The 25993-nt window shown below is 42.6% G+C and carries 27 protein-coding genes and 1 tRNA gene; 22 read left to right on the forward strand and 6 right to left on the reverse strand.

All coding sequences use genetic code 11. The features are described 5' to 3' along the window. The first annotated feature begins 446 nt into the window (after positions 1-446). From VM640_RS10195 to VM640_RS10215, 5 genes are all read left to right on the forward strand, one after another. Complete coding sequence (locus tag VM640_RS10195) at positions 447-1202, forward strand: hypothetical protein (protein ID WP_325391846.1); 756 nt, start codon at positions 447-449, stop codon at positions 1200-1202. A 45-nt stretch (positions 1203-1247) separates the two neighbouring features. Continuing rightward, positions 1248-2297: a DmpA family aminopeptidase gene (locus VM640_RS10200; protein ID WP_325391848.1), complete on the forward strand. Its 1050-nt coding sequence runs from the start codon at positions 1248-1250 to the stop codon at positions 2295-2297. Positions 2298-2433: 136 nt separating this feature from the next. Further along, positions 2434-3051: a YeeE/YedE thiosulfate transporter family protein gene (locus VM640_RS10205; RefSeq protein ID WP_325391849.1), complete on the forward strand. Its 618-nt coding sequence runs from the start codon at positions 2434-2436 to the stop codon at positions 3049-3051. Between the two features lie 9 nt (positions 3052-3060). After that, positions 3061-3291: a sulfurtransferase TusA family protein gene (locus VM640_RS10210; protein ID WP_325391851.1), complete on the forward strand. Its 231-nt coding sequence runs from the start codon at positions 3061-3063 to the stop codon at positions 3289-3291. A gap of 13 nt (positions 3292-3304) precedes the next feature. Beyond that, on the forward strand, positions 3305-3796 hold the full coding sequence (locus VM640_RS10215; protein WP_325391853.1) for a YeeE/YedE thiosulfate transporter family protein: 492 nt from the start codon (positions 3305-3307) through the stop codon (positions 3794-3796). Positions 3797-3854: 58 nt separating this feature from the next. Here VM640_RS10215 and VM640_RS10220 read toward each other — a convergent pair whose 3' ends face one another. Further along, positions 3855-4757: a selenium metabolism-associated LysR family transcriptional regulator gene (locus VM640_RS10220; protein ID WP_325391926.1), complete on the reverse strand. Its 903-nt coding sequence runs from the start codon at positions 4755-4757 to the stop codon at positions 3855-3857. A gap of 342 nt (positions 4758-5099) precedes the next feature. After that, on the reverse strand, positions 5100-6110 hold the full coding sequence (locus VM640_RS10225; protein WP_325391854.1) for a rhodanese-like domain-containing protein: 1011 nt from the start codon (positions 6108-6110) through the stop codon (positions 5100-5102). A gap of 360 nt (positions 6111-6470) precedes the next feature. Here VM640_RS10225 and VM640_RS10230 point away from each other — a divergent pair, with 360 nt between their 5' ends. The 5 genes from VM640_RS10230 (at position 6471) to nrfD (ending at position 11468) form a co-directional block, all read left to right on the forward strand. Further along, positions 6471-7037: a rhodanese-like domain-containing protein gene (locus tag VM640_RS10230; protein ID WP_325391856.1), complete on the forward strand. Its 567-nt coding sequence runs from the start codon at positions 6471-6473 to the stop codon at positions 7035-7037. Between the two features lie 64 nt (positions 7038-7101). After that, positions 7102-9348, forward strand: a complete 2247-nt coding sequence (phsA, locus tag VM640_RS10235; RefSeq protein ID WP_325391858.1) for a thiosulfate reductase PhsA — start codon at positions 7102-7104, stop codon at positions 9346-9348. A gap of 63 nt (positions 9349-9411) precedes the next feature. Then, the gene (locus tag VM640_RS10240) at positions 9412-9993 is read left to right on the forward strand and encodes a TorD/DmsD family molecular chaperone (protein ID WP_325391860.1); all 582 of its coding nucleotides are present in this window, start codon (positions 9412-9414) and stop codon (positions 9991-9993) included. Beyond that, on the forward strand, positions 9986-10549 hold the full coding sequence (locus VM640_RS10245) for a 4Fe-4S dicluster domain-containing protein (RefSeq protein ID WP_325391862.1): 564 nt from the start codon (positions 9986-9988) through the stop codon (positions 10547-10549). The genes VM640_RS10240 and VM640_RS10245 overlap by 8 nt, the downstream gene beginning before the upstream one ends. A 1-nt stretch (position 10550) precedes the next feature. Next, a complete protein-coding gene (gene nrfD / locus VM640_RS10250) occupies positions 10551-11468 on the forward strand; it encodes an NrfD/PsrC family molybdoenzyme membrane anchor subunit (protein ID WP_325391864.1) in 918 nt (305 codons plus the stop codon). 550 nt (positions 11469-12018) lie between these two features. On the opposite strand, the gene VM640_RS10255 is transcribed toward nrfD, so the two are convergent. Further along, on the reverse strand, positions 12019-12204 hold the full coding sequence (locus VM640_RS10255) for a hypothetical protein (RefSeq protein WP_325391866.1): 186 nt from the start codon (positions 12202-12204) through the stop codon (positions 12019-12021). A 305-nt stretch (positions 12205-12509) separates the two neighbouring features. Between VM640_RS10255 and VM640_RS10260 the strand changes: the two genes are divergently transcribed. The 5 genes from VM640_RS10260 (at position 12510) to VM640_RS10280 (ending at position 16973) form a co-directional block, all read left to right on the forward strand. Beyond that, the gene (locus tag VM640_RS10260; protein ID WP_325391868.1) at positions 12510-12941 is read left to right on the forward strand and encodes a Rieske (2Fe-2S) protein; all 432 of its coding nucleotides are present in this window, start codon (positions 12510-12512) and stop codon (positions 12939-12941) included. Between the two features lie 5 nt (positions 12942-12946). Next, positions 12947-13573: a cytochrome b N-terminal domain-containing protein gene (locus VM640_RS10265; RefSeq protein WP_325391870.1), complete on the forward strand. Its 627-nt coding sequence runs from the start codon at positions 12947-12949 to the stop codon at positions 13571-13573. A gap of 5 nt (positions 13574-13578) precedes the next feature. Then, positions 13579-14016 carry a hypothetical protein gene (locus VM640_RS10270; RefSeq protein ID WP_325391872.1) on the forward strand — a complete coding sequence of 146 codons (438 nt, stop codon included), beginning with the start codon at positions 13579-13581 and terminating at the stop codon, positions 14014-14016. Between the two features lie 15 nt (positions 14017-14031). Next, on the forward strand, positions 14032-15486 hold the full coding sequence (locus VM640_RS10275; protein ID WP_325391874.1) for a multiheme c-type cytochrome: 1455 nt from the start codon (positions 14032-14034) through the stop codon (positions 15484-15486). A gap of 242 nt (positions 15487-15728) precedes the next feature. Further along, a complete protein-coding gene (locus VM640_RS10280) occupies positions 15729-16973 on the forward strand; it encodes a hypothetical protein (protein ID WP_325391876.1) in 1245 nt (414 codons plus the stop codon). Here the strand turns inward: VM640_RS10280 and VM640_RS10285 are convergent. After that, a complete protein-coding gene (locus VM640_RS10285; protein ID WP_325391878.1) occupies positions 16951-18000 on the reverse strand; it encodes a two-component system sensor histidine kinase NtrB in 1050 nt (349 codons plus the stop codon). The genes VM640_RS10280 and VM640_RS10285 overlap by 23 nt on opposite strands. Before the next feature lie 461 nt (positions 18001-18461). On the opposite strand from VM640_RS10285, the gene VM640_RS10290 reads away from it, so the two are divergent. Both VM640_RS10290 and VM640_RS10295 read left to right on the forward strand, forming a co-directional pair. Then, complete coding sequence (locus tag VM640_RS10290) at positions 18462-18929, forward strand: N-acetyltransferase (RefSeq protein WP_325391880.1); 468 nt, start codon at positions 18462-18464, stop codon at positions 18927-18929. Positions 18930-18994: 65 nt separating this feature from the next. After that, the gene (locus VM640_RS10295) at positions 18995-20569 is read left to right on the forward strand and encodes a prenyltransferase/squalene oxidase repeat-containing protein (RefSeq protein WP_325391882.1); all 1575 of its coding nucleotides are present in this window, start codon (positions 18995-18997) and stop codon (positions 20567-20569) included. A gap of 7 nt (positions 20570-20576) precedes the next feature. Here VM640_RS10295 and VM640_RS10300 read toward each other — a convergent pair whose 3' ends face one another. Both VM640_RS10300 and VM640_RS10305 read right to left on the reverse strand, forming a co-directional pair. After that, a complete protein-coding gene (locus tag VM640_RS10300; RefSeq protein WP_325391884.1) occupies positions 20577-20798 on the reverse strand; it encodes a hypothetical protein in 222 nt (73 codons plus the stop codon). 151 nt (positions 20799-20949) lie between these two features. Further along, positions 20950-21729, reverse strand: coding sequence for a tetratricopeptide repeat protein (locus VM640_RS10305; protein WP_325391886.1), 780 nt, complete (start codon positions 21727-21729; stop codon positions 20950-20952). Positions 21730-21829: 100 nt separating this feature from the next. Between VM640_RS10305 and VM640_RS10310 the strand changes: the two genes are divergently transcribed. The 5 genes from VM640_RS10310 to VM640_RS10330 all read left to right on the forward strand — a co-directional run bounded on the left by VM640_RS10310 (position 21830) and on the right by VM640_RS10330 (position 25928). Then, positions 21830-21905: transfer RNA gene (locus tag VM640_RS10310), tRNA-Ala, on the forward strand. A gap of 521 nt (positions 21906-22426) precedes the next feature. Next, on the forward strand, positions 22427-23704 hold the full coding sequence (locus tag VM640_RS10315; protein ID WP_325391888.1) for an ATP-grasp domain-containing protein: 1278 nt from the start codon (positions 22427-22429) through the stop codon (positions 23702-23704). A gap of 9 nt (positions 23705-23713) precedes the next feature. Beyond that, positions 23714-24007 carry a hypothetical protein gene (locus VM640_RS10320; protein WP_325391889.1) on the forward strand — a complete coding sequence of 98 codons (294 nt, stop codon included), beginning with the start codon at positions 23714-23716 and terminating at the stop codon, positions 24005-24007. A 54-nt stretch (positions 24008-24061) separates the two neighbouring features. Then, positions 24062-24970: a succinate--CoA ligase subunit alpha gene (locus VM640_RS10325; RefSeq protein WP_325391891.1), complete on the forward strand. Its 909-nt coding sequence runs from the start codon at positions 24062-24064 to the stop codon at positions 24968-24970. Between the two features lie 70 nt (positions 24971-25040). Beyond that, positions 25041-25928: an HpcH/HpaI aldolase/citrate lyase family protein gene (locus tag VM640_RS10330; RefSeq protein WP_325391893.1), complete on the forward strand. Its 888-nt coding sequence runs from the start codon at positions 25041-25043 to the stop codon at positions 25926-25928. The last annotated feature ends 65 nt before the right edge of the window (positions 25929-25993 follow it).

A 25993-nucleotide genomic window follows, 5' to 3' on the forward strand; every position in this document is an offset into this window, starting at 1 on the left:
AAATAATATATAGGGATTAGCTTTTCATAGCATCAATAAACTGAGATAATTCAATTAAGGTGGGTACAGTAAGCCGTTCTACTTTGTGGTGGGTTATACCCCGGAACAGAAACTGACTCCAACAACCTATGAGTACAGGATGCAGATAGCATAAGTGCAACCAACGGCTTTCGTTCTCCTACGATGCATGTATTTATGTCCGGCAGGATAAGGCAACTAGGGCTAGCACCTTCGCTAGGGCTTGGTACTAGCCAAGTTTTCTTTATCGCTAAAGCTCGGCGAAAGCCGGGTTTTCTTTATCCGAGGTCTTAGTTATTCTATTCAGATAAAGCAAGTATAGCAATTTTTTTGACTTTGAAAATCTGAGAATTCAGAAATATAGAAGAAGGATTTCTAAAGAATAACTCGAACTTTCAAGTAGAGAAGATTCGTAGGGGGGAAGATAAATGGAGTATCAATCTCAACTGGAAAAGCTTCATGAATGGGTAGGACAGAAATTGACGAGTTGCCCGGTGCGCGATGGTGTAACTTTTCATAATCATAACGAAAAGATATTTAAAATTCTACGAAGACGCAAAGGGTGGTATATCGAATTCTCTGTACCTGTCCCAGAGTGTCCAGGACTTCAAGAACTTACGGATGAAGAGGCGAAGACCCGTAAATTAGGACGAACGCGGTGGATCTATCGTGGCACCTCCGAGGAGAATGTTCGAAAACTTGTTACTACGGCCATGGCGAGCATACCCCAATCTCGCATCGTAGAGCCTGCGATGGCGCGTGATGTGCGGATTGTTTCAGAATTTACGTGTCCCTGTTTAAAAAAGATGGAGAAACTACAAAACGCTTCCAATCTGCCCCAAGAAATATCTCAGCAATTAGAAGAGGCGTGTGATCTCTTAGGCAGCGAGCGCTATAATGATTTTATCCCTAAAATCGGGCAAACCCTTAAAAATATAACTTCTCACATGCTTCAAGAAAATGGAATAGAACCATCGGGAGATTTAAGGGATCAGCTTAATTCATTAATAGAACGAGAGATAATTTCATCCTCGCTCAAAGAGGAAGTCGAGGAGCTTTTTAACCGCAAGGTTTTGGAACGACATTTTGAAGATCAAAAGCGGGCTTATCCCTTGGCCCTTATGCTTGTTTCTTTTACAAGCAAGTTAATTAACATAGGGAAGTTAATTAAGCTTTGGAGCTAGTTATACCCCCCTAAGTCATTACATAAGGTGACTAGGGGGGGTTTTATGAATCGGAGAACACCACGTGGTTACGGGTTATGGATGGGAGAATTGCCAACAGGTAGACAGAATGATGTTTGTGACGTCCCAGGTGTAATGATTGGGAATGTTTCAATAATCAGAGGTGAGGGAGCTCTGGTTCCCGGCAGAGGCCCTGTTCGTACCGGCGTGACTGCGATCCGACCGCACTCCGAAAATCTGTATGGGAATCCGTGTTGGGCTGGAATCTCTGTTTTCAACGGCTTTGGTAAATCGGTAGGGGTTCCATTTATTCAAGAAACCGGAATCCTCAATTCCCCAATCCTCTTAACGAATACTTTAAGCGTGAGTGCGGTTGCTCAAGGTTTATTAACGTATCTTTTAACCGAGAATCCGGAAATCGGGAATGATGCTCGAACCCCGAATCTTGTTGTCATGGAATGTGATGATTCGTATTTGAATGATATTCGAGGTCAACATGTTAATCCTGCTGATGCCATTCTTGCTTTAACTCGGGCAAAAAATGAAATTGTTCCTCAGGGTAATGTTGGGGCTGGGACCGGAATGTCTCTATTCCAGCTTAAGGGTGGAATTGGCAGTTCCTCCCGTCTCCTTCGAAGTAGGGATAAAAACTATGTTTTAGGGATGCTTGCCTTGGCGAACTTTGGATTACTGAAGGATTTGCTCATTAATGGGGTACCTATTGGTCAGATGTTATCCGTTGAGGCAGAAGGGTATTGTCCTGGATCTTTGATTCTGATCGGAATGACGAATGCTCCCTTGTCACGTTGGCAGCTGACACGCCTTGCTGAAAGGGCTTTTCTAGGTGTTGGTCGTACCGGAGGGCTATCACGTACAGGAAGTGGAGAATTCTGTATCATGGTTAATAACCAAGGGTTAAATCTTCAAGATAAAATTCTTGACTGGGATATGGACGAATTTTATCAGGCAGCCGTTGAAGCCTCAGCTGAAAGTATCTGGAATTCTCTCTTTTTAGCGCGAACTATGGAAGGTAGAGATAAGAGAATTCGCTATGCCTTACCTATTGAGGAGGTTCTTCAGATTCTGAACAGATAATAAGGGAAGCATGAATTATTTACTGTTTTAAGGTTGCTTCTTAAATTGACAAGCTTTTTGTCAAATGCTATGCTTCTTGTGAAACTATACATTAAATAAATGGAATTAAATATAATTTTATGAGGTAGGTTGGAGCATGGTCAAATCACAGCGCAAATGGAATATTGCTTTCTCTGCTTTTATGGGTATGCTTTTCCTTACCCTAATGCAAGTTAATCTGAAGATCGCGCTAATCTTTGTTTTAGGGACAGGCTTAGGATTTACGTTGCAAAAATCACGTTTTTGCTTCGTTTCAGCCTTCCGTGATCCGATGATCACTGGAATTACAGAAATAACGCGGGCCGTTATTCTATTAATTGGCCTCAGTATTCTCGGCTTTGGGGTAGTTTATCAGATCAGTGAATGGACTCACCTTTCTCTAAGCCTAAACATTTTTCCTCTAGGATTCTCCACGATCGCTGGTGGTGTCTTGTTCGGGGTCGGGATGGTGCTTGCGGGCGGTTGCGTCTCAGGAGTACTAATGCGAATTGGCGAGGGATTTGGAATGCAGATGGTTGCATTGGTGGGGTTGCTAATTGGAGTACTCGCAGGCAAAAGTTCGCTGGCTTTTTGGCGGGGAACCTTTGGAGAATGGCCCGGAATCTTCATACCTGCCTTTCTGGGGTGGATTCCAACAATTATTTTTGAACTCTTGCTGCTAGGAGGCTTATGGAAATTAGCCTATTGGTGGCAGAATAAGCATCTTGGAGAGTAGGTGCCTAATATGGTAAAGTACCAGTTAGAAATTTGGGGAGAAATGTGCCCGATACCTTTAATTAAAGCCCAAAGAAAGCTTAAGACTATGGAAAATGGGGATGTTCTGGTCATGGAAACAGAGCATAGTTGTACTTCCCAGGGAATTGTGATTTGGGCTAAGAAAAAGAAGTATGGAATCGAAGAGACCGAAGTAGCAAATGGAATTTGGCACTTAGAACTGACCAAAACACATGCTTAGAAAGAGTGGTTTCATGAAGATGCTGTGGAAAGATTTTTACCATGGCCCATGGCCTTATTGGGTTGGAGCTGTGGTTTTGGCATTTTTAAATATCATTATTCTCTATGTGCGACAGTCTCCGTGGGGAGTGACTGCTAATATTGAAGAATGGGCCATTTTGCTTGGAGGGAAAGTAGGCATTGTCTCTGAAAGTCAGTTTACCTTGACTGAATTGATGAGCTCAAGCGGAACGTATTTAAATCTTGGCGTCGTATTGGGTGCCTTGTGGTCAACTTTAGTAGCGTCGCAAGGCCGTTTCCGGCCGATTCGACAAAAGAAATTTGTTTTCTCTGCTTTGATTGGCGGAATTTTGATGGGGTATGGCGCTAGAATTGCGTATGGCTGTAACATCGGCGGGCTGCTCAATGGCATAGCTTCAAGTTCTCTGACGGGTTGGATTTTCGCAGGAGCTGTTTTATTGGGAACCTACATTGGAACGAAAATTCTGATCCGGTTTTTAGTCTGATTTTAACAGAGCAAAGGGTTGTCACGTTATTGTGGCAACCCTTTTATAACCTCTAAATTTAACATAAGTAACGCTCTTCTGGATCAGAAAGAAATTTGATGAACCGTTTTGCAGTTCTGGACAGAGACTTGTGGACAGGGTAAATAATGTTGAAATCCAAGGGCATGTCCATGCCTGCAATTCTTAAGACCTTCAAACTTCCGAGGTAAGCTTCTTTTCGGACGGCGAGACGGGGAACAACAGCTTCGCCTAATCCTGCTTCCACGGCAGATTTAATGGCATCAATGGTCGTCATTTGGGTAATCACATTTAACTCCTCAATGGTGTGCCCCTGTTTTACTAAAGCATTAGCCAGAATTTGCCGAGTGCCGGAACCATCTTCGCGAAGAATAATCGGCTGTTTTAAAAAATCTTCAATAGAAATGCTACTCTCGTCATTAGAATAGTTAGGAGAAACGATCAGAACTAATTCATCTGTGGTCACGGGGATAGCATTGAGTTCTGGTGATTCATGGTAAACTTCGAGAACTCCAATATCAACTTCATTAGACATAACCCTGCGTAGAACATCTTCGGAATTGGCAATTTCCAACCGAATCGTCACTTGGGGGTATTCCTCTTTAAAAATGTAAATTGAACAGGGAAGTGAAACATTACCAATCGTTGTACTCGCTCCGACAATGATTTGGTTGCTTTCCCTTTGCAGAGCACGTTCAAGATGTTGTTCCATTTCTTCTTGAAGATCCAGCATTCTTTGGGCATAAGTGTAGAAGACCTCGCCCGCCTTCGTTAAAAGAACACCATGAGGAGTTCGGTCAAATAGGTGTCCCTGATAATACTCTTCGAGATTTTTGATATGTGTACTGACCGCAGGTTGGCTCATGTGTAACATTTTTGCTGCTTTAGAAAAACTTTGTGACCGGGTTACCGTACAAAATATTTTGAGTTGGTAACTATCTATTGCAGTTCACCTACTTTTTTGACAGTTTATTGGGTACAAGTAAATTGTAAGCTCTATCCTTCCATAATACAATTGAATTATGGAGACTATGACAATAAGGCTAATGAGATTTTGAAGCAGGGGTAGATATTGCGGATAAGCGTTTTCACTAGAAAAGATAAACATCTTTGTTTATGCTTGTACGCTTGAGCATGTCAAATTTCCACCTGTAAGATTAATAGCTGAGTGACGTCCAGTAGAAAAATTTAGTTCATATATCTCATAAACGGGAAGAAGAGACGGCTTAGCCATCTCTTCTTCCCGTTTGATTAAAGGTTGTTCTATTTCAGAAGTAAAAAGTGATTATTTGACAACTTCGTAAGATTTGTCAGCACTCCACCCTTTGGTAAAGCCATCCATACCGAATCCGAAATTCAAACTCTTTGTGTTGATGCCATAGATATTAAGCAAGGAGTCTACCTGACCAGCCGTTTGTCCGGTATAACAATAGACAACGACAGTTTTGCCTTTGCTATTGTCCTTGATAGAATCAAGGTTTTTCGCAATATCTGGACCGTAAGGAACACTTACCGCGCCTTTAATGTGGCCGATAGCGAAATCTTTTGCTTGGCGAACATCAACGATATAGTACTTATCAGCCTCTTTAGCCAGGGCATCTTTCATAGCTGGGAGATCAATCTTATAGGAGTCTTTGACTGTAGTGCCAATAGCTTCAAAATAATTCTTGACTGCATCATCAATTGCTTTGCTCGTAGTGGCAACTGCGGGAGCAGTCGGCATTGCAGTCGCTTCTGTTACTGTTGGGAATTTCTGTCCTAACCAGCCTCTGGTCTCAAAGCCCGGAGTACCACTGCCACCCATACCTGAGTTTAAGGAGAGAGTCTTGATTCCGGCAGCGTTGAGTAGTGAATCTGCTTGACCAGCAGTTTGTCCGGTATAGCAAGCAACAATTACTGTCTTGTCTTTGGCGATTGCACGAATGCTATCAAGGTTTTTGGCGATATCTGGGCCATAAGGTACATTAATCGCTCCTTTGATATGTCCTGCAGCATAAGCATCTGCTTTACGAATATCCAATACTACGTATTTATCAGGGCTTGTATCGAGCGCGGCCTTTAAATCTTTCTCACTAATCTTATAGGAATCTTTAACAGTGGAGCCAATATTACCGAAATAAGTTTCAATAGATCCTTTAATTACTTTGGATGGATCCTCCGCAGTAGCAGTTGCTGCTGGTGAATTGGAGGGAGTAGTGGCAGCTGGCTTTGCTTGACTGCAACCCGTAACAAGAAGGCCGACAATCAGGAGGTTAGATAAGAGGAGAGATACTTTTCCTTTTTGCATGTAATTCATCCTTTCAAATTTCAATATCTTAAGAATTATATTTCGCTAAATATGTGAAAAATCCCTTTATCACAATTCATAAACATTTGTTATATGTGTATAAGATTAAACTATAAGTGCATGTGAAAGCAATGGCAGGAGAGAACATTCTATTTGACGAATATATATATATGATTCCACCGCAAAAATACTATTTTTGCCTCTAACTTGCTACATATAGCGTAATTTATTGCATTGGAGTTAAACACTATATATAGCTCGGAAAAATGCAGAATGGTACTTTTTGCAGTAGAAACCTACATGCTTTTATCATTGACATGTAGGAATTAATTATTTAAGAGGAGGGCGAGTGATTTGAAAGCTGAGTCGATGTCAGTGCGGTCTAAGGGTTTGACTTTTATTTATCTATTGTTATTGGGTTTTAGCATGATTCTTTTACCCGGCTGCGGCAACAGTCCAACGGTGGTGCAGGATCCGCCAAAAGCTAACAGTAGTCAAGCGAACGTTAACCAGAATGCCGCCGACATGATACCTGCTACGGCTAAGTTATCAACCGATGATTTAGATACCGCAATAAAGGATAATAAAGGGTGGCAGTTAATTGACATTCGGGAATCCAGAGAATTTGCCGCCGGGCATATCAAAATGGCAATTAATAGACCTTTGGGTGATCTGGAGAAAAATCTTGCCCAGATTAGTAAGGACAAAGACATTGTATTAATCGATCTTAATGGTACCCGCTCAGAGTCAGCGTGGCAAGTTTTGGTAAAGAAGGGCTATGACCAAAACAAGATTAAAGTCTTAACCGGGGGTATGCTGCGGTGGAACGGGATAGTTAGTTCAGCAGGTAGCAACAGCACCGATAACACTAATACTAGCGGTAACAATGCTGCGGCACCTAAGCCTGAGGTTCAGGGAGTGGTAGGCGGCTGTTAAAAAATGGTTGAAAAATTTTAATGCTATCTTGATGTCAGATTTCAACATGAATGGAGGGGAAAATATGAAACGAAGAAATTTCCTAAAGGGAATACTTTATGGAACAGGCGGTACCATGGCAGTCATGGGTGGGTTTGGAACCTTTAATAAACTGGATACTCGCAAAGTTGAGGCTGCAAGTAAGGATAGTGAAACGACTGTTTTTTCTTCATGTGAAATGTGTAGAAACCAATGCCCAATTGCCGTTAAAGTTAAAGATGGGAAAGTCTCTAAAATTGATGGTAATCCCAATGATACGGCTTTCGGTGGCGTAATCTGTGCAAGAGGAAATGCAGGTTCGTCACTTCTTTATGACCCCCAACGGATTAAGAAACCGATGATTCGTACCGGCGAACGGGGTGACGGCAAATTCAAAGAAGTAAGTTGGGACGAAGCATACACCTATATAGCCGATAAATTATATAACGTAAAGGATCAATACGGCGGGGAAGCTATCGCCTTGGCTAGTCGTAAAGGACCCCATGATTGGTTTTTCCGGTCGATCGGTAAAGCTCTGGGTTCCCCTAATGTGTTTTCACATGAAGCAACCTGTCCACTGGCTCGTTCCGTGGCCTTAGACACTACCTTTGGGACTGAAGCGATTGCAGCTGATTATGGCAATACCAAGTATCTTATCTCCATTGGGCGAAACTGGTTTGAGGGAATTCACGTTGCTCAGACCAGAGCAGTTTCCAAAGCGCTTAGCAATGGGGCTAAACTTGTAGTACTCGATCCGCGTTTTAGTATTACTGCCTCAAAAGGAGAATGGCTTCCTATCAAAGGCGCCACTGAATTGGCCTTTGTCATGGCCATGGCTAATATCATGATTCAGGAAAATCTCTATGATCAAAACTTTATCTCCCAATATACGGAGGGCTTTGATAAATGGGCCGAAGAGGTTAAAGACAAAACCCCAGATTGGGCAGAGAAAGAGACTGGAATTTCCAAAGACAAAATCATTCAGATAACCAGGGAGTTTGCTGCTGCAAAACCTAAAGCTATCTTAGACTTTGGCTGGCGGACGGGTTATACACCGACTGACTATCAACTGCGTCGTGCGATTATGATCGTTAATATGATGATTGGAAACTTTGAAGTCCCAGGGGGATATTATCAAAATAAAGGTACAGGTGTCTTGAAAAAATTCCCTGATCAAGCCGTTTACGCTAAAGGGTTAGGGAATATAACACAGCCGGGTTTCCCTAAGGCTGCTAAGGGGCGGATTGACGGCACAGGCGTTAAAGGTACACCAGGTCAACTTATTCCTGCTTATGATGGAGCTGTCGGACAAATTGTCGAGAGCATCTTAATGGAAAAACCATACCCTATCAAAGCATGGCTTGTGCATCGTTTTAATCCCTATATAACGATCACTGAAAGTGCAAGGGTTGTAGAGGCATTCAAAAAACTCGACCTTTTGGTAACCTGTGATGTCTATATGACGGACACCGCCTATTTTTCTGATGTGGTATTACCGGAATGCACCTATTTAGAACGTTATGAACCAATTTTTGATATGACTGGGTTAACTCCCAAATATGTTCTAAGACAACCTGCTGTACCGCTTGTTTATGCGGATACAAAACCGTACTGGCAGATTTATAAAGAACTTGGGGAAAAGATGGGCATTGGCGACTATTTTGACTTCAAGGATATGGAAGACTATCTCACTCAACAACTCACCCCTGCTGGTTTAACCTTAGACCAAATGAAGGAAAAAGGGGTTTGGACTCCTCCAGGGATGAAAGCGTTCTATCTTCGAGCAAACGATCCTAAAGCATCATTAGATAACATTTTGTCAACCAAAAGTAAAAAGATCGAGATATTTTCTAAAGAAGTTGAAGAAGCAACAAAAGAAGGTATTCCGAAATATGTGAGTTATCCACAACCAGAAGAAGGAAAGTTCCGTTTTGTCCAGGGTAAAGTAGCTGTTCACACGAATGCAGGAACGGCGAATGTCCCAATCCTGAACGAGTTAATGCCCACAAATACGTTGTGGATGAATACAGTGAGTTGTACAAAACTCGGTTTGAACGATGGAGATGACATTGTCATTTCCTCAGGTAAATATGAGCAAAAAGGAAAATTGAAAATGACCGAAGGAATCCGGCCGGATACCGTTTTCTGTTACCATGGTTTTGGACGAATTTCGCCTGAACTTAAAAGAGCCTTTGGTAAGGGTATTAATGGTAATTACTTAATCCCTAATGAAATTGGGGTAGTTGGCAATACCGTTACCTCTACTACTTTTGTAAGTGTTCGAAAAGCTTAATGAGGGTTGCTTTGGTTTTGCGAACTTGCTTCGCTTGGTGATTCAGCGGGAAAGGGAGAATCCATGGACAAAAGTATTATCGCAGAACTATATTTGTCTTTTGCAGCAGTTTTTCATCGACCTAACCAAGATGTCTCCGATCATTTAGAAGAGTTGATTGATCTCTGGTCTGAAGTAATTCCAGGAATAGACGAATTAGTTCAAAAATTGTGTAGCTTTTGTTATCAATTTCCACCAGGGGAACAACGGCTCAATGCTTTATGGGAAAACTATATTCCTCTATTTGAAACGGGTGCAGTTGAAGCTCCTCCTTATGCCTCTGTTTATTTCGGGGAAGAAGGTTTAGTTCTAGGTAAAGAGGCCTTTAATGTTAAACAATTCTATGCAACGTATGGGTACGGAATGGGAGAGGAAAGTGGAGAACTTCCTGACCATTTAGCGGTTGAATTAGAGTTCTGCGCCTTGCTTGCCCGAAATGGGCAGGATCAAGTATTGAAAGATTTTGAAAAAAGGCATTTAACCCTTTTTTTAGAGCGTATTTTACCCAGGATTAAGAATTCTGATCGTCCAGTTTACTCTGAGGTTGCCACTATTCTTGAAGTAAGACAGCTAAATTTACAGAAAGAGGGTGATTTTGTTGGCTAAAAAGTATTCGATGGTCATTAACCTTGCGAAGTGTATTGGCTGTCAGGCGTGTACAGTCGCTTGTAAGTTCCAAAATAATGTACCAGATGGACAATTTAGAACAAAGACTCCCGCAAATGGCCTGAAGGGGACCTATCCTAATGTTTCGATGTTTTTTATAAAAGAAGCCTGTCAAATGTGTCAAAAGGCACCTTGTGTTAGTGTTTGTCCAACAAAAGCTTCTCACTACAATGAAGACGGAGTGGTCTTAATCGATGTTGATAAATGTGTTGGCTGCAAGTATTGTCTGACTGCCTGCCCCTATGATGCTCGTTTTCTTAACAAGGAAACAGGTGCGGCAGACAAATGCACATTCTGTTATGAAGCGAGGGTTTCTAAAGGGGAAAAACCGGCTTGCGTTTCAACCTGCCTCGGCGGGGCTTTAATGTTTGGCGACCTTAATGATCCAGCGAGTGATGTATCCCAATTCTTAGCAAAACACAAAGGGGAAGTTCGTAAACCAGAGTTTGGCACACACCCAAATGTTTATTACATTTATGAAGGGGTGGTGAAGTAAAATGGATGTTACCTGGGGTGTTAGTGTAAATGAAATCGCTTGGGGCGGAATGATTGCTATTTATTTATTCTTGGCCGGAGTTGCCGGAGGAGCTTTCCTAACTGCCTCCTTGACTGATCTTTTCAACAAAACGAAGTTTACAAAGGTAATTCGGGCTGGAGCCTATATTGCTCCAATTATGATTATTATTGGCTTATTGTTATTGGTTGTTGACTTAGGTCGTCCGTTCACTTTCTGGAAACTTCTTCTAAATGTGAACTTTGGATCGGTGATGTCAATCGGTGTCTTTATCGTCTCAGGTTTCTCAGCCTTGTCAGTTGTCTATGGTTATCTGGTATGGTCAAGTGCTGCAGCGGAAAAAAAGATTCAGATTACTTCTGGGAACACACAAGTAGCTGCTGCTTCTACAAGTAAGGGTATTCAGGCTTTTCGTAAACCGGTGGCTGTCCTAGGAGTAATATTTTCGATTGGGACTGCATCCTATACTGGTTTCTTATTATCTGCTATTACAACCAATAACTTTTGGCACACACCGTTTCTTGGTATTGAGGCCATTCCCTTCTTACCGATTCTATTTTTAGTGTCTGCAATTTCTACGGGTTTAGCGGCAACATTGATTGGAGCATACGATTGCAGTGATTTGACAGCCTATAAAAAAACTGATATTGTGCTGCTTATCATTGAGATAGTTTTAATCTCCATTCTTTATCTATCCGTCAAACCTATTTACTTTACTGGAAGTATGACTGCCCTATTCTGGTTAGGAGTAGTTACGGTAGGATTAATGGTTCCCTTGCTTTTATCAATCTATGGTGTCTCTAAGCACAAGAATTTAGTTGTACCGGTTTGCGGGATGGTAGTCATTGGGGGATTGTGTTTAAGATATTTTGTTGTATATACTGGACAGTTGTTCAGATAAGGTTGTCAGCTTAGAAGATCAATTGGATCTTCTATCTATTCCTTACTTATACGGGCTTAAAGCCCGTTTTCTTTTATACTAACGGAGAGTATAAGTTTCGGGCAGATAGCATAAGTGCAACTAAGGCTTCCGCCTACGCCAGAGGCTTGGCGCAAGCCAAGTTTTCTTTATACTAACGGAAAGCATAAGCTTTTCTGCTGATAGTATAAGTGCAACCAGCGGTTTTCGTTCTCCTACGATGCATGTATTTATGTCCGGCAGGATAAGGCAACTAGGGCTAGCACCTTCGCTAGGGCTTGGTACTAGCCAAGTTTTCTTTATCGCTAAAGCTCGGCGAAAGCCGGGTTTTCTTTATACTAACAGAAACTTCCATGAACCTGCCGATTCACAGGGAGGTATGAAAATGTAGTCCATTTTCGTAAGAAAGTATAAGTTTTGGGCAGATAGCATAAGTGCAACTAAGGTTTCCGCCTACGCTAGAGGCTTGGCGCAAGCCAAGTTTTCTTTAGGGAAAAATGCATGATTCTAAAAGAAAAGTATTGAGCAAACATTACAGAGTTGGCGGCGATCCTGGGGGGATTTCTTTGATCTCGAAAAGGGCGACAAGAGTACCGATTGCTAAGGCTAAACAACTCAGCAACAGTAACAGATTGGCATCTGTAAAAACAAACTTCATTAAAACAAATGCAATAAGGATTCCAATACCTACGCCATAAACAATTGGAAACTTTGACATCCTAAACAACCCCTTTCTGGTCTTCCCTTCGGGATCTATATTGATCACGAATTATTTTTAAAGAATATTCTGACTATGATATTTATATTCGTGGTCACATTATAAGTTCCTGCTACAAACTAAAAAATACTCTTTTTTTGAGTTTGTAGCTGGAAAGGATGTAATTTGAAGAATATAAAGATATACTGTAACATTAAAAGAATAGCTGTGTACCTATCTCGGCAACTCCATTAAAGAGGATAATATATGGTTGTGCTCGAAATTTGCTTTAGCGTAAAACCTCGATTAAAAAAGGGGGGGGCCTGTTGACAAGTGATCGATCGCTCTATAGCAGGCGACAAGTCTTAAGTTTGGGGAGAAAGGCTCTAATTGTGGTAGGGGCATGTAGTCTTTACCCTGTCAGTCGTTTTTTAACAGGTAAAGAAACACGATTGGCTGTGGCCCGTATTGCCAGTCGTGAGATGCCCCTTAGCATGTATTGGCAGCGACTAGGCGAAACCCGTTTTTGGCTGTGTCAAGGAGACAATGGAGTGGAAGCGATATGGGCTAGTTGTACTCATTTGGGGTGTGAGGTCAACTATAATCTTGAACAAGACCAATGGCTTTGCCCTTGCCACGGCAGTCGATACAACAGAGAGGGCCAGCCTATACAAGGACCAGCGGTCACCCCCTTGCTACGAGCGAATGTAACGGAAAAAGGCGGTTATTATATTCTGAACCAGCCGACAGGAGGGTAAATAAGATGGGAAGGCAAGGAAATAACTCCTTTATAGTACATATTCGCCCTCGCCAAATAAAGGCAGGAACTCTTCGGTTTAGAGTAACTTTCTGTTTAGGCGGATTTTCTTTTTTGGCTTTTATCATATTGACTATAACTGGAATATTGCTTATGTTTTATTACCAGCCCGGAGAGAAGGCGTTTGCCTCTCTGAGTGAAATTGATTCTGCACTGCCTTATGGGGGGTTCATTCGTTCCCTCCATTTCTGGGCAGGCCAGATGATGGTGTTCAGTGTTTTTTTGCATATGGTACGAGTGGTATGGTCGAGAGCTTACCGACCTTTAAGGGAGCTGAATTGGGTTACGGGTGTAGTGCTTTTTGTCTTGACTGTGGTATTAGACTACTCTGGCTACCTGCTTCGGGGGGGGCAAGAAAGCGGAGCGGCTTCATCTGTAGGACAAACTCTCCTTAAAACATTACCGGGTGGACACGGTTTGGCTACAGTTTTTTTTGGGCAGTCTTCGCCTCTCAATGGAAGCACCTTAAATATTTTCGTTTGGCACGTTTTTATTTTGGCGGGAATAGCAGGTTTTCTACAGATGTTCCACTTTTGGCGGATTCGGAAAGATGGTGGAGTTCGACCTTTGTAAAGGAGATGCTATATGGGGTGGCGAGCAAGCTTACTGATGAAAAAGAAAGTAATCTGGACGTAAAGGGAGAATATATGGATCCCACTAAAAGTGAAAAGGTAATGTTAAGTGAGTTACAGGCAAGAGAATCCATCAGTACATTTCTTTGGCTGGGCTTTTTATTTGGTTTGACTATTGCTGTGAAAGTCCCGTTGGATAGCTCACCAGTGGCGACGGCGGTGGGTAAATCCAAAGCCCCCTGGGTATTCGGCTCAATCCAATGGCTTTTACAACGGTGGCCAGTTTGGCTGAGCGGGTGGGTTTTGCCTGTTCTGTCTGCGATTGTGTTATTAAGCTTACCTTGGTGGGCACAAAAAGTGGGTAAAATGTGGACGTGGATCATTTTCCTGATTCTGAGTTTGGCATGGGTAGGATTAACGTTAATATATCGGTTCATGGGCTGAAGGGGGAATTCCAGCATGTCTAAGCGCTTACACATACTTTTAGGATTGGCGATTATCTTTTGCGTCACATTGTTCTTTTTGGCAGTGAGGTCATATGGCTCTTCCTCATGGCAGACTTGGCAAACAAAATACTTTGAAGCCCAAATTGCTGAACTTCAGGGAAATCTAACTAAGGTTCAAGGAGAAGAGCAAGCAGCAAAATTAAAACAGGAAATTAAGGACTGGCAGGAAAAGAAACCAACTGTGCAGGAGATTCGATTAGCGAACGGCAGTATTGAGCGTTGCACAACCTGTCATTTAGGGACTGAGGAAATTTCCAAATCTCATCCTAGCGATATGGGTTGTACAGTTTGTCACGGGGGAAATGCTTTGTCTTTAGATGAGAAGACAGCCCATGAGGGGATGTATGGTGGAGGACACCCGGGTCAGTTAGAAGTAGCTCGGCTAAGTTGCGGAGGGAACTCAGCTGTTGGGCAGTGCCATAGTGGTAATAAAAACGAGATTGATAATCAGGTGGATTTAATGACAACCTCCTTAATGGCCAGTAAAGGGGGTGAACTCTCTATGAGTAGGTACATGTATGGGTTAGACATCCCGCCAAAGGTACTGTTAAAGCCTGGGGAGACAGCGGCTAAGGTGCAGGCGCCTTTTGATCATCGTGTAGAAGAATCGAAATTTCAGCAGAACTGTTTGACATCTTGCCACCAAGCTGGAGGAAATCTTCCGGGCCAACAAGCCCAGGCTAATGGCTGTGAGAGTTGTCATGTGCTTAGCAATAGTACGCACACCTATGTAGGACAGGATGTCACCATACCTAAACAAAAACCAGACTATGGGATATCGCATAAGTTGACCGTTCAAATCCCCTACACCCAGTGTAATCAATGTCATAATCAGGGAGAAGCTAAACTCTACACTATGGATTTTACTCCCCGCTTTGATTTGAACCGAGTTAAATCTTCTCCTTCCCCGGATAAGGAGAGTTTAGAGACGCGCTGGCAGAATGTTTATTCCCCAGGATTGGTCTTTACCAAATGCGAAGTAAACTTGGACTGTGTGGACTGCCATACTCGCAAGGAGGCCATGGGGGACGGGGAGATGTATTTCTCCGAATGGAAAACGTTGAAAATCCAATGTCAGGATTGCCATGGAAGTACGGTCAGCCAACCTATAGAGTGGAAAATAACTGACAAATCCGATATGGCCTGGGCGGAAGCCCGCATCAATCCAGACTTTCCACCTCTCAAAATGGGGGATGTCATTCTGAAGACGGCAAAGGGAGAGGAATTACCTTACGTTCGTCTGGAAAACGGCAAATGGTTTAGTTATCGTAAAACAAATGGCGAAAAATTTTCAATTCCTCAGGTAATTGGCAGTAAATGCCGCCAGGATCCGGCTAAACAGTCTTCCGATGACTGCCATAAATGCCATGACGTGTCGAAGGATAAACCATCTTCGGGAGGAGAATAAGATTGACCTTAAAAGGGAATTCCCTTTTGAGTAAGCCACCAGGTGGATTTTAATTGCGGTATTTTGTCGTTTATTCTGGGCAACTCTTTAGATAAGAGATTAAAACATATTACCATTCGTGCTAAATATAATATGAAAAGAGAGGGAGTAAAACTCCCTCTCTTTTTTCTCCCTGCTTGTGTCATTTTGTACTTCTTTTATGCGTAGATATGTAATATGACAAAAGCTAAGGGAGGATCATTGTGGAAAGATGGCAAACAGTTTGGGAGGCTCATCCTGATTTCTTTATTGTGAATAATTTTCAGGAGTGCCCCAATGATAAGAGAAAAGACTGGCGACTTCCGATCGAGTTTGATTATTTTACAGGGGGCGAGACTTCACTGCGGGTGGGGATTATCGCAAGTTCGAAGATTCCCAAGGAAGAGGATTTTCTGCTCGCAGGAATGTTGTGGGGGAGCCGTCTAAGTAATGGCGCTAAGACGGTCATCTATTTTATTGCCCCAGATTTTACTCCCTTTTTTCTACAGGCCCTAGCAAAGGTCGGTGGAAGTCTAAACGTACGTGCTGTCTATTGGCGTGAAAAACTGACACCAAGTCTCTATCTTATTCCGGAAAATGAAAATTCAAATCAAAAAAACATTCGTTATTCTTTAGGGGAAGAGCGCCTCGACTGGAACAAATGGCGTCAGGAGCTAAACCCTGTGGCCCAATATCAACTCGATGTGGTCAAAGCGTACGCTGATCAATTGCTCACGCGTCAGGTCAGAGCCGATATTAAAGCCCGCAATATTAGCCTTTACTGGAGTAACCTCGAAATTGCTGAGATCCGCCGCAAAGGAAGAAAGTTTGAACTCTCGACCAAAACAAAGTGGGAACGCGATACATTCCTCCGTAAACTATGGCTACGTTCTGGGTGGGTTGATGTTTCAGGAGTATTAAATCTAGAATTCCGTCAGGCGATTTCGAGTATTCTGGAACATTTAGAGGAAAAGGAAAAACGAGGGGAGCTCAAACCCAAAGAAATCCTTTCTCTATATTTGCATCAAGGGAGCGGGATTATCGGCATGCTCTGGGGGAATCCCTGGGAGTGGCCATGGCTACCTAAAGAACGGGGAGAAAATTTGGTTCATGAACTCGGTCAATGGTTCTATTTCCAGGGTGACGGTCAATTAAGCGTTGTTTGTCCAATTTTGGAGAAACCCATGGTTTTCGCGAGTCAGTCTCTTCTCTTAAGTTGTGTTTTAAGAAATAGTGATCTTCTCTGTTCACCCAAGTTGAAACCTTCCAAGGTTTTATGGGATGGGCAGATTATTTGGCTAACTACAATGAGTATGGAAGAAGACCTTCGTCTCTTTAGGTCTTGGCTAAAGAATCCAGACCACTTTCAAATCTGGACTCTACCAGAGAATTGGCAAACGAGCGGCTTAGATGAAATATCCTGCCGAAGTCAAAGCAATTCTTCGCTTATGCAATTTTACACTCCTTAATATTGTGCGCAGGAAGACGGAGAAGAATAAAAGTGCCTTTAGCCTGAGGGGGATCCATAAATTTTAGTTCTCCATGGTGTGCAAGGATGATTCGTTTGGCTATCGTTAGTCCTAAACCACTTCCATCCTTTCGAGTAGTGAAGAAAGGGTCAAAGACTCTATCTCGCATATTTTTCGGAATTCCTTTTCCCTGATCTTCGACGCTAAGCTCTAAGACGTTTTCTTGCCCGCTAAGAGTTATCCTTATTTCGCTTTCGACTGGTGAGGCATCAATTGCATTCTGAATAATCGAGAGGAGCGCTTGTAAAAGTTGCTCCTCATCTCCTAATATAGGCACAATCGGGTTAACTATCGACAATTGAATTGTTAATCCATTAATTAAGAGCGAGGGTTGTAAAATTTGCATTACATTTCGGATAAGATCCTCGGGTTCGACGGTCTTGAATTGGGGAGCTGAAGGATTAGTCAGAAGCAAAAAGTTGTGAATGAGTTCGTCAGTTGTTTTAATTTCATCGAGGATGAGTTGATGATAGGGACGAAGTTTTTCGGGAAATTGGTTAGGGCCAATCAACTGCATAAATCCCTTAATCGTCGTTAAGGGATTTCTAAGTTCATGAGCTAATCCTGCTCCAACCTGCCGGACAACGGAGTATTTAGCGGCCTGGAGGTAGGCCTCATCACGCTTCTTTTCTTCACTAACATCGGAAAAAGTAATTAATCTTCCCGTTCTCTGACCTCGATCGAGGATGGGGTGGATAAAATAGTTCAAATAAATCGTTTCCTGGTCTTTGCTATAGTAGGTGATTTCTCCTTTAAAGCTTTCCCAGACCTTTAGTTCTGCTTCAGGAAGGGGAAGAACAGAAAAAATAGATCGATTGAGTAGTGAAGACTCTGAAAGTTTCAAAAGTTTCTGAACTTCAGGACTGGCATCGATGATGAGATGATCACGATCAAGGACTAAAAGTGGTGCCCGGGAATAATCCACTGTCTGAATCAGGGGGGGGTTCTGGTGTAATAGAACTTTCATCGTTCGAATCTGCTGCCGATGAAAACGCCTTTCATTTTTCAGATTTTTTGCTAATAAATAAATGGAGATGATAAGCACGATATTAGGTAGAGGAGAAAAAACCTTGATAATATGAGATAGAGCTATGAATAATAAACTGAGAAATATCATCACTAATTGAAATCCTACTCTTTTTGATAATTGCACTAACCTGGCAAGCATTTTAAACCAAACCCCTTCCGAGATTCCATTCTGAAGATGGCCCTGTGATATCTTATCATAGGCGAGAAAAGAAAAATGTAATAAAAAGGCGATTGAATATAAGCTCCTGTATTGTCCGAGAAGCCTATGCAGACAGGGATTAAAGCATGATTTTACCATTGGGGTTATCCCCAAAATTGTGACAAATTTTTCAGTAAAAGTAGATATAGTATAAATCATCTAATTAATGTATAATTATACGGAACGGAGGAGTGATGAATATGGGAATTAGAACGGCCAAACTCGCAGATATCGAGCGTATTCAAAGTTTAGTCAATGGTTTTGCCGAAGAAGGTTTGATGCTTGCACGTTCGCGCCATACGCTGTGTGAACATATTCGCGAATTTATGGTCTATGAAAATGAGGAAGAGATCATAGGCGTAGGAGCACTCCATATTCTCTGGGATGATTTGGCGGAAATACAGGCTTTAGCTATAAATAAAGGTCACCAAGGCCAAGGCATAGGAAAAATTATCGTCGCGTCTCTCTTACAGGAAGCTGAGGAACTGGGGGTTCCTAAGGTCTTTGCCTTAACCTACCAGTCAGAATTTTTCTTTCATTTAGGTTTTCATGGTGTGAATAAAGAAGAATTGCCCCAAAAAGTCTGGCAAGAATGTCTTTATTGTGTTAAATTCCCTAACTGCGATGAAAATGCGATGCTTATTGATGTTAAAAACGAAGAAGAATAATCACGGAAGGATCACTTTTGACATAGACCATAGTATAGCTCACAAGAATCAAAAGGGAGCATACTATGAAGTACAGCGAACAGGCTAAAAAATCTTTACAAAAGGCGAATGAGTTTGTGCAAGAAGGTGTTCAACAAATTTTGGTAAACTCGCTCGACGAAGCGCATCGTGTTTCAGTTTGCCCTGGAGCAACGGCGTTGGCAACTCTTTCTCTTTTAGCTCTGGGACGGGGCTACGAAAAGGCACAAAGACGGGGAACCGAGTGCTTATTACGAGAAAGTTCAAATCACGGTTGGGGAAAGATACCAGGAGGGCTAGAAGACGAGGAAGTGAGTCATTTAGCCCGAATAGTTGTTCAGCTCAGCCGTGGTGGAGTTTTAGCCAAACTATCTGTTCTCGAACAAAGCAGAAGACTGTCAGATCTAGTGCTGACATTAGGTAAAGATGTTGTTCCAGGGTTAGAAGGTCCTAAACCGCTAGAAACTTCTTTAGCGCACGTACTTGAAGAGAACGTTCAGAAGAAACTTCCTCAGTATGGTCGACCTGTTGTCGTCGCCGCCTGTCTACTGAGTGATACAACCAATTCCTCTGGTACGCGAGAGGCAATTCAATTTTTAAGAAAAACCCAAATGCCAGATGGATCATGGGCCGAGGATGTTATCGCAACCTCTTTAGTCATACTGGCTTTAATCCGCTTCCCTGAGCAGAAGGAGACGATCCAGAAAGCAGGAGATTGGCTTGTCCGAAAACAATATCCAAGTGGAGGTTGGCCAGCCTTTGATCAATTGCAAACGTGGGCGATGGGATGGACAGGTGCGATCTATCAGGAATTCAATCTGACGTCAGATGAAAGTAACCTGAATCAGAAGGTCCAACAGTGGCTGGTGAAGGCCAGCAACAGTGATGGAAGTTATGGTACGACTCCACCCTATACTCATCCAGATTTAGATGATACAGCCGTTGCATTAATGGCTTTGCCAATAGGAAACATTGCTTCCAGATTAACTCTCGAGTTATTACTTCGTTTTCAAAATGAGGATGGAAGCTGGGGTACCTTCCCTGATTTTAGGGGTCAACCTCCCGAAATTGAAGCCTGTACCCCGGTCTACATTCAAAGTTTAGATGTAACAATTCATATTTTAGAAGGGTTAAGAAGACAGGGGATTTCGCTTCATCATCCTGCGAGTATTAGGGGCTTAAAATGGGTATTATCACAACAAAAAAAAGACGGCGAATTTGACGCCGTCTGGTTAGAAGGTCGTATCTATGGAACTGCTCAAGCGTTAGAACTGATGAATAAATTTCATGGGGTGTGGAGTCAATGGGGTTTGATGCGACAAATAGCTTCAAGTCGCTCTAAAGCGACGCAGTATTTATTATCCCAGCAAAATTCAGATGGGGGATGGGGAAGCTCAATGGTTGAAACAGCCCTCACCCTAGCAGCGCTTTGCCCGCAGAAAGGGCATCTTCCAGTCGAGGTTTTTGATCGAGGAATTTACTCTCTTATCGAGAGACAAACTGAATGTGGCGCTTTTAAGCCGGATTATAAAGGAATCTACGCCAAAGGATGGAACTACGAAGAACCAGTAAGCACAGCGCTAACGGGGATTCGGGCCTTCGCGAGGTATTTGAGGATATGAATATAAATTAGGCAATTGTGGCGCGTGAATTTTGTCTTAAGGATTGAAGAGAACGACGCTTGTGTGAAATAGGTTTCGCTTTTAAAATAGTCTGCAGAAATTGCCACTGAAGTTCTAAATAGGCATTTTCCAGATCATGTTCACTTGTTCCATGCGATAAGAGATATTCTCGGGAAGAATCTTCAAATTCGCGAATAAACCTTAAAACCTCTTCATTTGATGACAGCATTAAGCATTCCTCCATTCAAATAGGTTATCTTAAAACTTGCTGTTAGATTCTGTAGTTAAATTTAGCTTGTCTTTATTATATTCAATCCCAACGGTGAAATGTGTTGGAAAAGGACAGCTTAGACGGCTAAAACTAAGAAAAGAATGATGAACTAATGTGATTTTATGTAGTTTCTTGCAGAATTATTATGAGAAAGTCTAACCTTTTTCCACAACGAGAGATCGAATAATCGTAAATTCCCAGCCCAAATATGTTTTTTGGCCAGACGATAATCTTTGAGCTGGATATAGCAATCCGCCAGAGAATGGTGCAAACTGGCCTTATAGCTTAAGGATAAGAGAATTTGGGTAAACCATGGTGCACCATTATGAGGAAATCCTATTTTCTGTGATAAACGAAGACTTCGTTCGTAAATTTTTACGGCTTCAGGGTAGCGATTGATCTGTTGAAGAATGCGTCCTTGGGTAGCGAGGAGTAGAGGATCAGCCAGAGTATAAGGATTATCACGCAGAACCGACAAAGCTTGACGATGGAGACCTTCTCGAAGAAGGATGTCGGCAAGGGTAGCGCAAAGTAACGGGTCTAGGGAGGGTAGATATTTTTCGAGTAAGTTAATCGCTTGCTGAGTTTCGTGCAGATAAAAATAGAGCTGACTGGCAAAGCGAGAGATGGCCAGGGGACTAGTGTCCTGAGTGATTTCACGGGCCATGCGTTGAGCGGTAAGCTTCCTATCAGGAGGGGGAAACTCCTTCTTTCTTACCATTGCTAGGTAAGAAAGTAAGGTACAGATAACGAAGAGACACAGTCCAGGGAGACGCCCAAATCTCAAGAAAGTTATTCCCCCCAATGCTAGGGATAAACTCCATAATAAGAGAAAAAAATAGATCTTATAGACATATAGAATTTCTCGATCGTAGTAAATTTGACTCATTCAGATTCCTCCGTAGTGAATAAATCGAAACCTTAAATTCGAAAGAAATATAAGTAAGTTCTTGAGTATTCCAGAAAATTCGTTTATACTAATGAGCGATGGGGGTATAGCTCAGCTGGGAGAGCGCTAGAATCGCACTCTAGAGGCCAGCGGTTCGATCCCGCTTACCTCCACCATTAATAAGATTATATGACAAGGGTTTCAGCGATATGATATTTTCGCTGAAACCCTTTTTGGTGCCCTACGATGCATGTCAATGTGTCCGGTAGGAAAAGGTAGGACCAATAGACAGCCTGAATATTGAAATAACATCAATAGATGAGAAGGAATTTAAAAATTAGTAGAGAATATTCGACATGTGAATATAAAACAATGTTGTGAATAATGAAAGTAGTAGCACTCAGATTTGCCGGAAAATATTCAATTCGATTTCTCCCAAATTCTTTTTATTCTTTTTATTCTTTTTATTGACTTATACGAAGATTCGATAGATAATAAGTGTGTCAAAGAAAATGAAACTACGTTTCACAATGTAAAACAAGAGAGCTTCAGTTTGTATCCTCCATAATCCAAATAAGTTGCTCTTTATTCGACTGGATTGAGAGTAGGAAAGGGGTGAGAGACTTCTTTACTAGAGTAATGAGTAAAAGGAGTATCTCTAGTTTACCGGAAATTTTCATTATGGAAGGGATTACGTATGGCAAGATTTTTAGAGTATGAAGGTAAGGGATGGCTTGCAAAAGCGGGTATGCCTGTACCAAAAGGACGACCAGCTTCTACTCCCGAAGAAGCAAAACAAGTAGCTGAATGGATTGGCGGACCAGTAGCGGTCAAAGGTCAAGTCCAAGCGGGTGGTCGAGGTAAAGCAGGTATCGTAAAATTAGTCAATACGCCGGAAGAAGCGGCTCAAGCTGCGGCAGAAATCCTGGCGAAAACGGTTAAAGGATTGCCTGTACATCAGGTGCTAGTTGAAGAAAAATTAAATATTAAGAAAGAATTCTACTGTTCTTTCGTTGTTAATGGGTCCAGAGAAGCTCGTTCCCCGATGCTGATGTTCAGCACTGAAGGGGGAATGGACATCGAAAGTGTTCCCGAAGAGAAAATCTTCAAACTCAACGTTGACCCGATTTTCGGGTTACAAATCTATGATGCCGTTGATTTAGCGGCAAAAGCCGGTGTTCCAGCTAAGGAACTGAGCAAATTCGCGAATTTCTTAACGAAATTGTCTCAAACCTATCAAACCTACGATTGTCAGACTTTAGAGATTAATCCGTTGATTATAACCGCAGATGGCGATCTTGTTTGTGCAGATTGCAAGATGGAAATTGATAATAGTGCAGTCGGACGTCATCCTGAATTCGGAATTGAAATTGCTCGTGATCTCCCTGGAGTGCCGACAGAATTGGATTTCATCGGTTGGAGCATTGAGGAAACAGACGCCAGAGGCACAGGATTTCTGATGAATATGGGGTTTGACGAAGTGAGTCCAGGCTATATTGGTTATCATCCAATCGGTGGCGGTTCGGCGATGATGGGGCTGGATGCCCTGAATCAAGTGGGTTTAATGCCAGCTAACTATGCTGATACGAGTGGAAACCCAGTGGCGTCAAAAATCTACCGAGTTGCTAAAGCTGTTCTTTCTCAACCGAATATCGATGGCTATTTGTTGGGTGGCTTCATGATGGCAAACCAGGAACAATGGCACCATGCTCACGCAATTGTCAAAGTCCTGCGCGAAGTCTTACCTACGCAAAAACCAGGATTGCCCTGTGTCCTATTACTCTGCGGTAACCGAGAAGATGAGTCCTTAGAAATACTTCGTACAGGCTTAGCGGATCTCATGACCGCGGGGGGGCCTGGAAGAAGAATTGAAATTTATGGTAAGGAACATGTAACCGATACGAAGTTTATTGGCGAAAGACTCTTGCTCCTGAGCAAGGAGTATCGTGCCGAGAAAGAAGCTCAAAGAAAGTAGGGAAATACCATGCTGGAATTCGCAGAAAAAAGTTGTACGATCAGGATCGATACCAGCAAGTGCGAGACATGCGGGAGCAAGGCTTGTGCAGATGCCTGTAAAAAATATGCGCGGGGTCTGCTTGGTATTGATGATCATGGAAGAGCCTCTGTAGCGCATCGTAACGATGAAGAAATATTACGTTTAGGAACGGAATGCCTCGCCTGTGAATTTGCTTGCAAATTTCGCGGAAACGATGCTATTCATATTGACGTACCTGTTGCTGGCTTAGATGAATACCTCAAAAAGCGTTGTTTAGCTTGAAAGCTAGAACAACACTAGGTGAAAACCGAGCAAAATTTTAAATGAGGGATAAAAATGGGTATTTTGATCAATAATGGGACCAAGGTTGTTGTCCAAGGGATCACCGGACGTGAAGGATCGGTGAGGACAAAATATATGAAGGAATATGGGACGAAGCTTATTGGCGGAACCAGTCCGGGGAAAGCCGGCGAAGAAATTCATGGCGTTCCGGTTTATAATACCGTGAAGGAAATTGTCCGTGAAAACGGAGAAATCGATTTTAGCGTCGTTTTCGTACCAGGACGTGGGTTGAAGACTGCTGTGATGGAAGCGGCAGATGCAGGGGTTAAAAATATTATTCCTTGTGTCGAAGGCACGCCTATCCATGACATCATGGAGATGATCGCCTATGCCAAAATGAAAGGCGCTCGGGTTATTGGACCTGGCTCGATAGGAATCCTTACCCCCGGAGAAGCTGTTGTTGGCTGGCTTGGCGGTAATGTCGAGTGGGCCAATAAATTCTTCAAAAAAGGGAGTATCGGTGTTTTCTCACGGAGTGGGGGACAATCGGGTACGATTCCTTGGGTCTTAAGAGAAGGAGGATTCGGGGTCAGCACTGTGGTTCACACGGGTACCGAGCCTGTTCTCGGGACCTCAATGGCAGATCTGCTTCCCTATTTTGAGGAAGATAGCGAAACCAGAGGGGTTGCGGTCTATGCCGAGATCGGCGGGACTCAGGAAGAAGAATGTGCTGAAGTTATAGCTGCTGGCAAATTCACAAAACCATTTGTGATTTACGTGGCTGGAGCTTGGGCCCCAGAAGGGCAGCGCTTTTCTCACGCATCCAATATCGTTGAACGTGGACGCGGATCGGCTAAAAGTAAGATGGAAGCGATTCGCAAAGCTGGAGGATTTGTAGCTGATACGCCGACTGATATTCCCATTATTCTAAAAGAAAAAATAGCAACTGATTTCATCAATTAGGATGAAACACAATTATTATGCTACTAAGGTTCTCACCTTAGATATAAAAATATTTTAGGGGGAAAAAAACATGGCAGTTATGAGATCAATTATGTACATTCCAGGAAACAATCCCAAATTTATTTCCAAGATACCGACAATTCCGGCAGACATTATCACCTTTGACCTTGAAGATGCTATTCCACCTTCAGAGAAAGTGGCTACTCGCGAAATGATCAAGGAAAGTCTTCAAGCGGGTCATGCTGGTGGAGCACAAGTTTTTGTTCGTATCAATAACTGGGAAACATTATTGACCGATGATGACCTTGAAGCTATTGTCTGGCCGGGCTTGGACGGTGTAACCTTAGCTAAAACAGGTTGTGCTGATGATGTGCAAAGACTCGACTGGAAACTGGAAGAGCTCGAACGTCGTCGCGGTATTCCGGTCGGAACCGTTAAAATTTCTATGCTGCTTGAAACCGCTAAAGGTGTTATCAACGCTGCCGAATGCTGCCTTGCTAGCAAACGTAATGTCAATGCGATCTTTGGTGCAGTAGATTACTGCCGTGATATGCATGTCAAGCTGACCTCGGCGGCAGTTGAACAACAATATGCACGCGCTCATGTGGCAGTAGCTTGTCGCATGGCAGGAATCGTTGCCATCGATGCTCCTTTCGTAGACTATAAAGATATTCCAGGCTTCGAGAAAAATGTTGCTGAAGGTCGTCAAATGGGTTATGAAGGTCGCATGATCATTCATCCAGGACAAGTTGAACCTTCCAACAAATTATATGCTCCAGATCCTGCAGATGTTGAATGGGCACAAGCCGTCGTTAAAGTCTTCGAAGAAGAAGGACTCGCTAAAGGTAAAGCATCTGTTTCCCTTAACGGCAAAATGGTGGACACACCAGTTTATCTCAACGCTAAGGATATTTTAGCAACTCACCTTGAAATTGAAGCTAAGAACAATAGCAAATAGCGACTAAGTCTTAATCCCATTTAAGTTTCAAACGCCTGGCTGCAAGCCTTTGTAGCCAGGCGTCG

The sequence above is a fragment of the Desulfitobacterium sp. genome, assembly GCF_035539115.1.
In the GTDB taxonomy this organism is placed as follows: domain Bacteria; phylum Bacillota; class Desulfitobacteriia; order Desulfitobacteriales; family Desulfitobacteriaceae; genus Desulfitobacterium_A.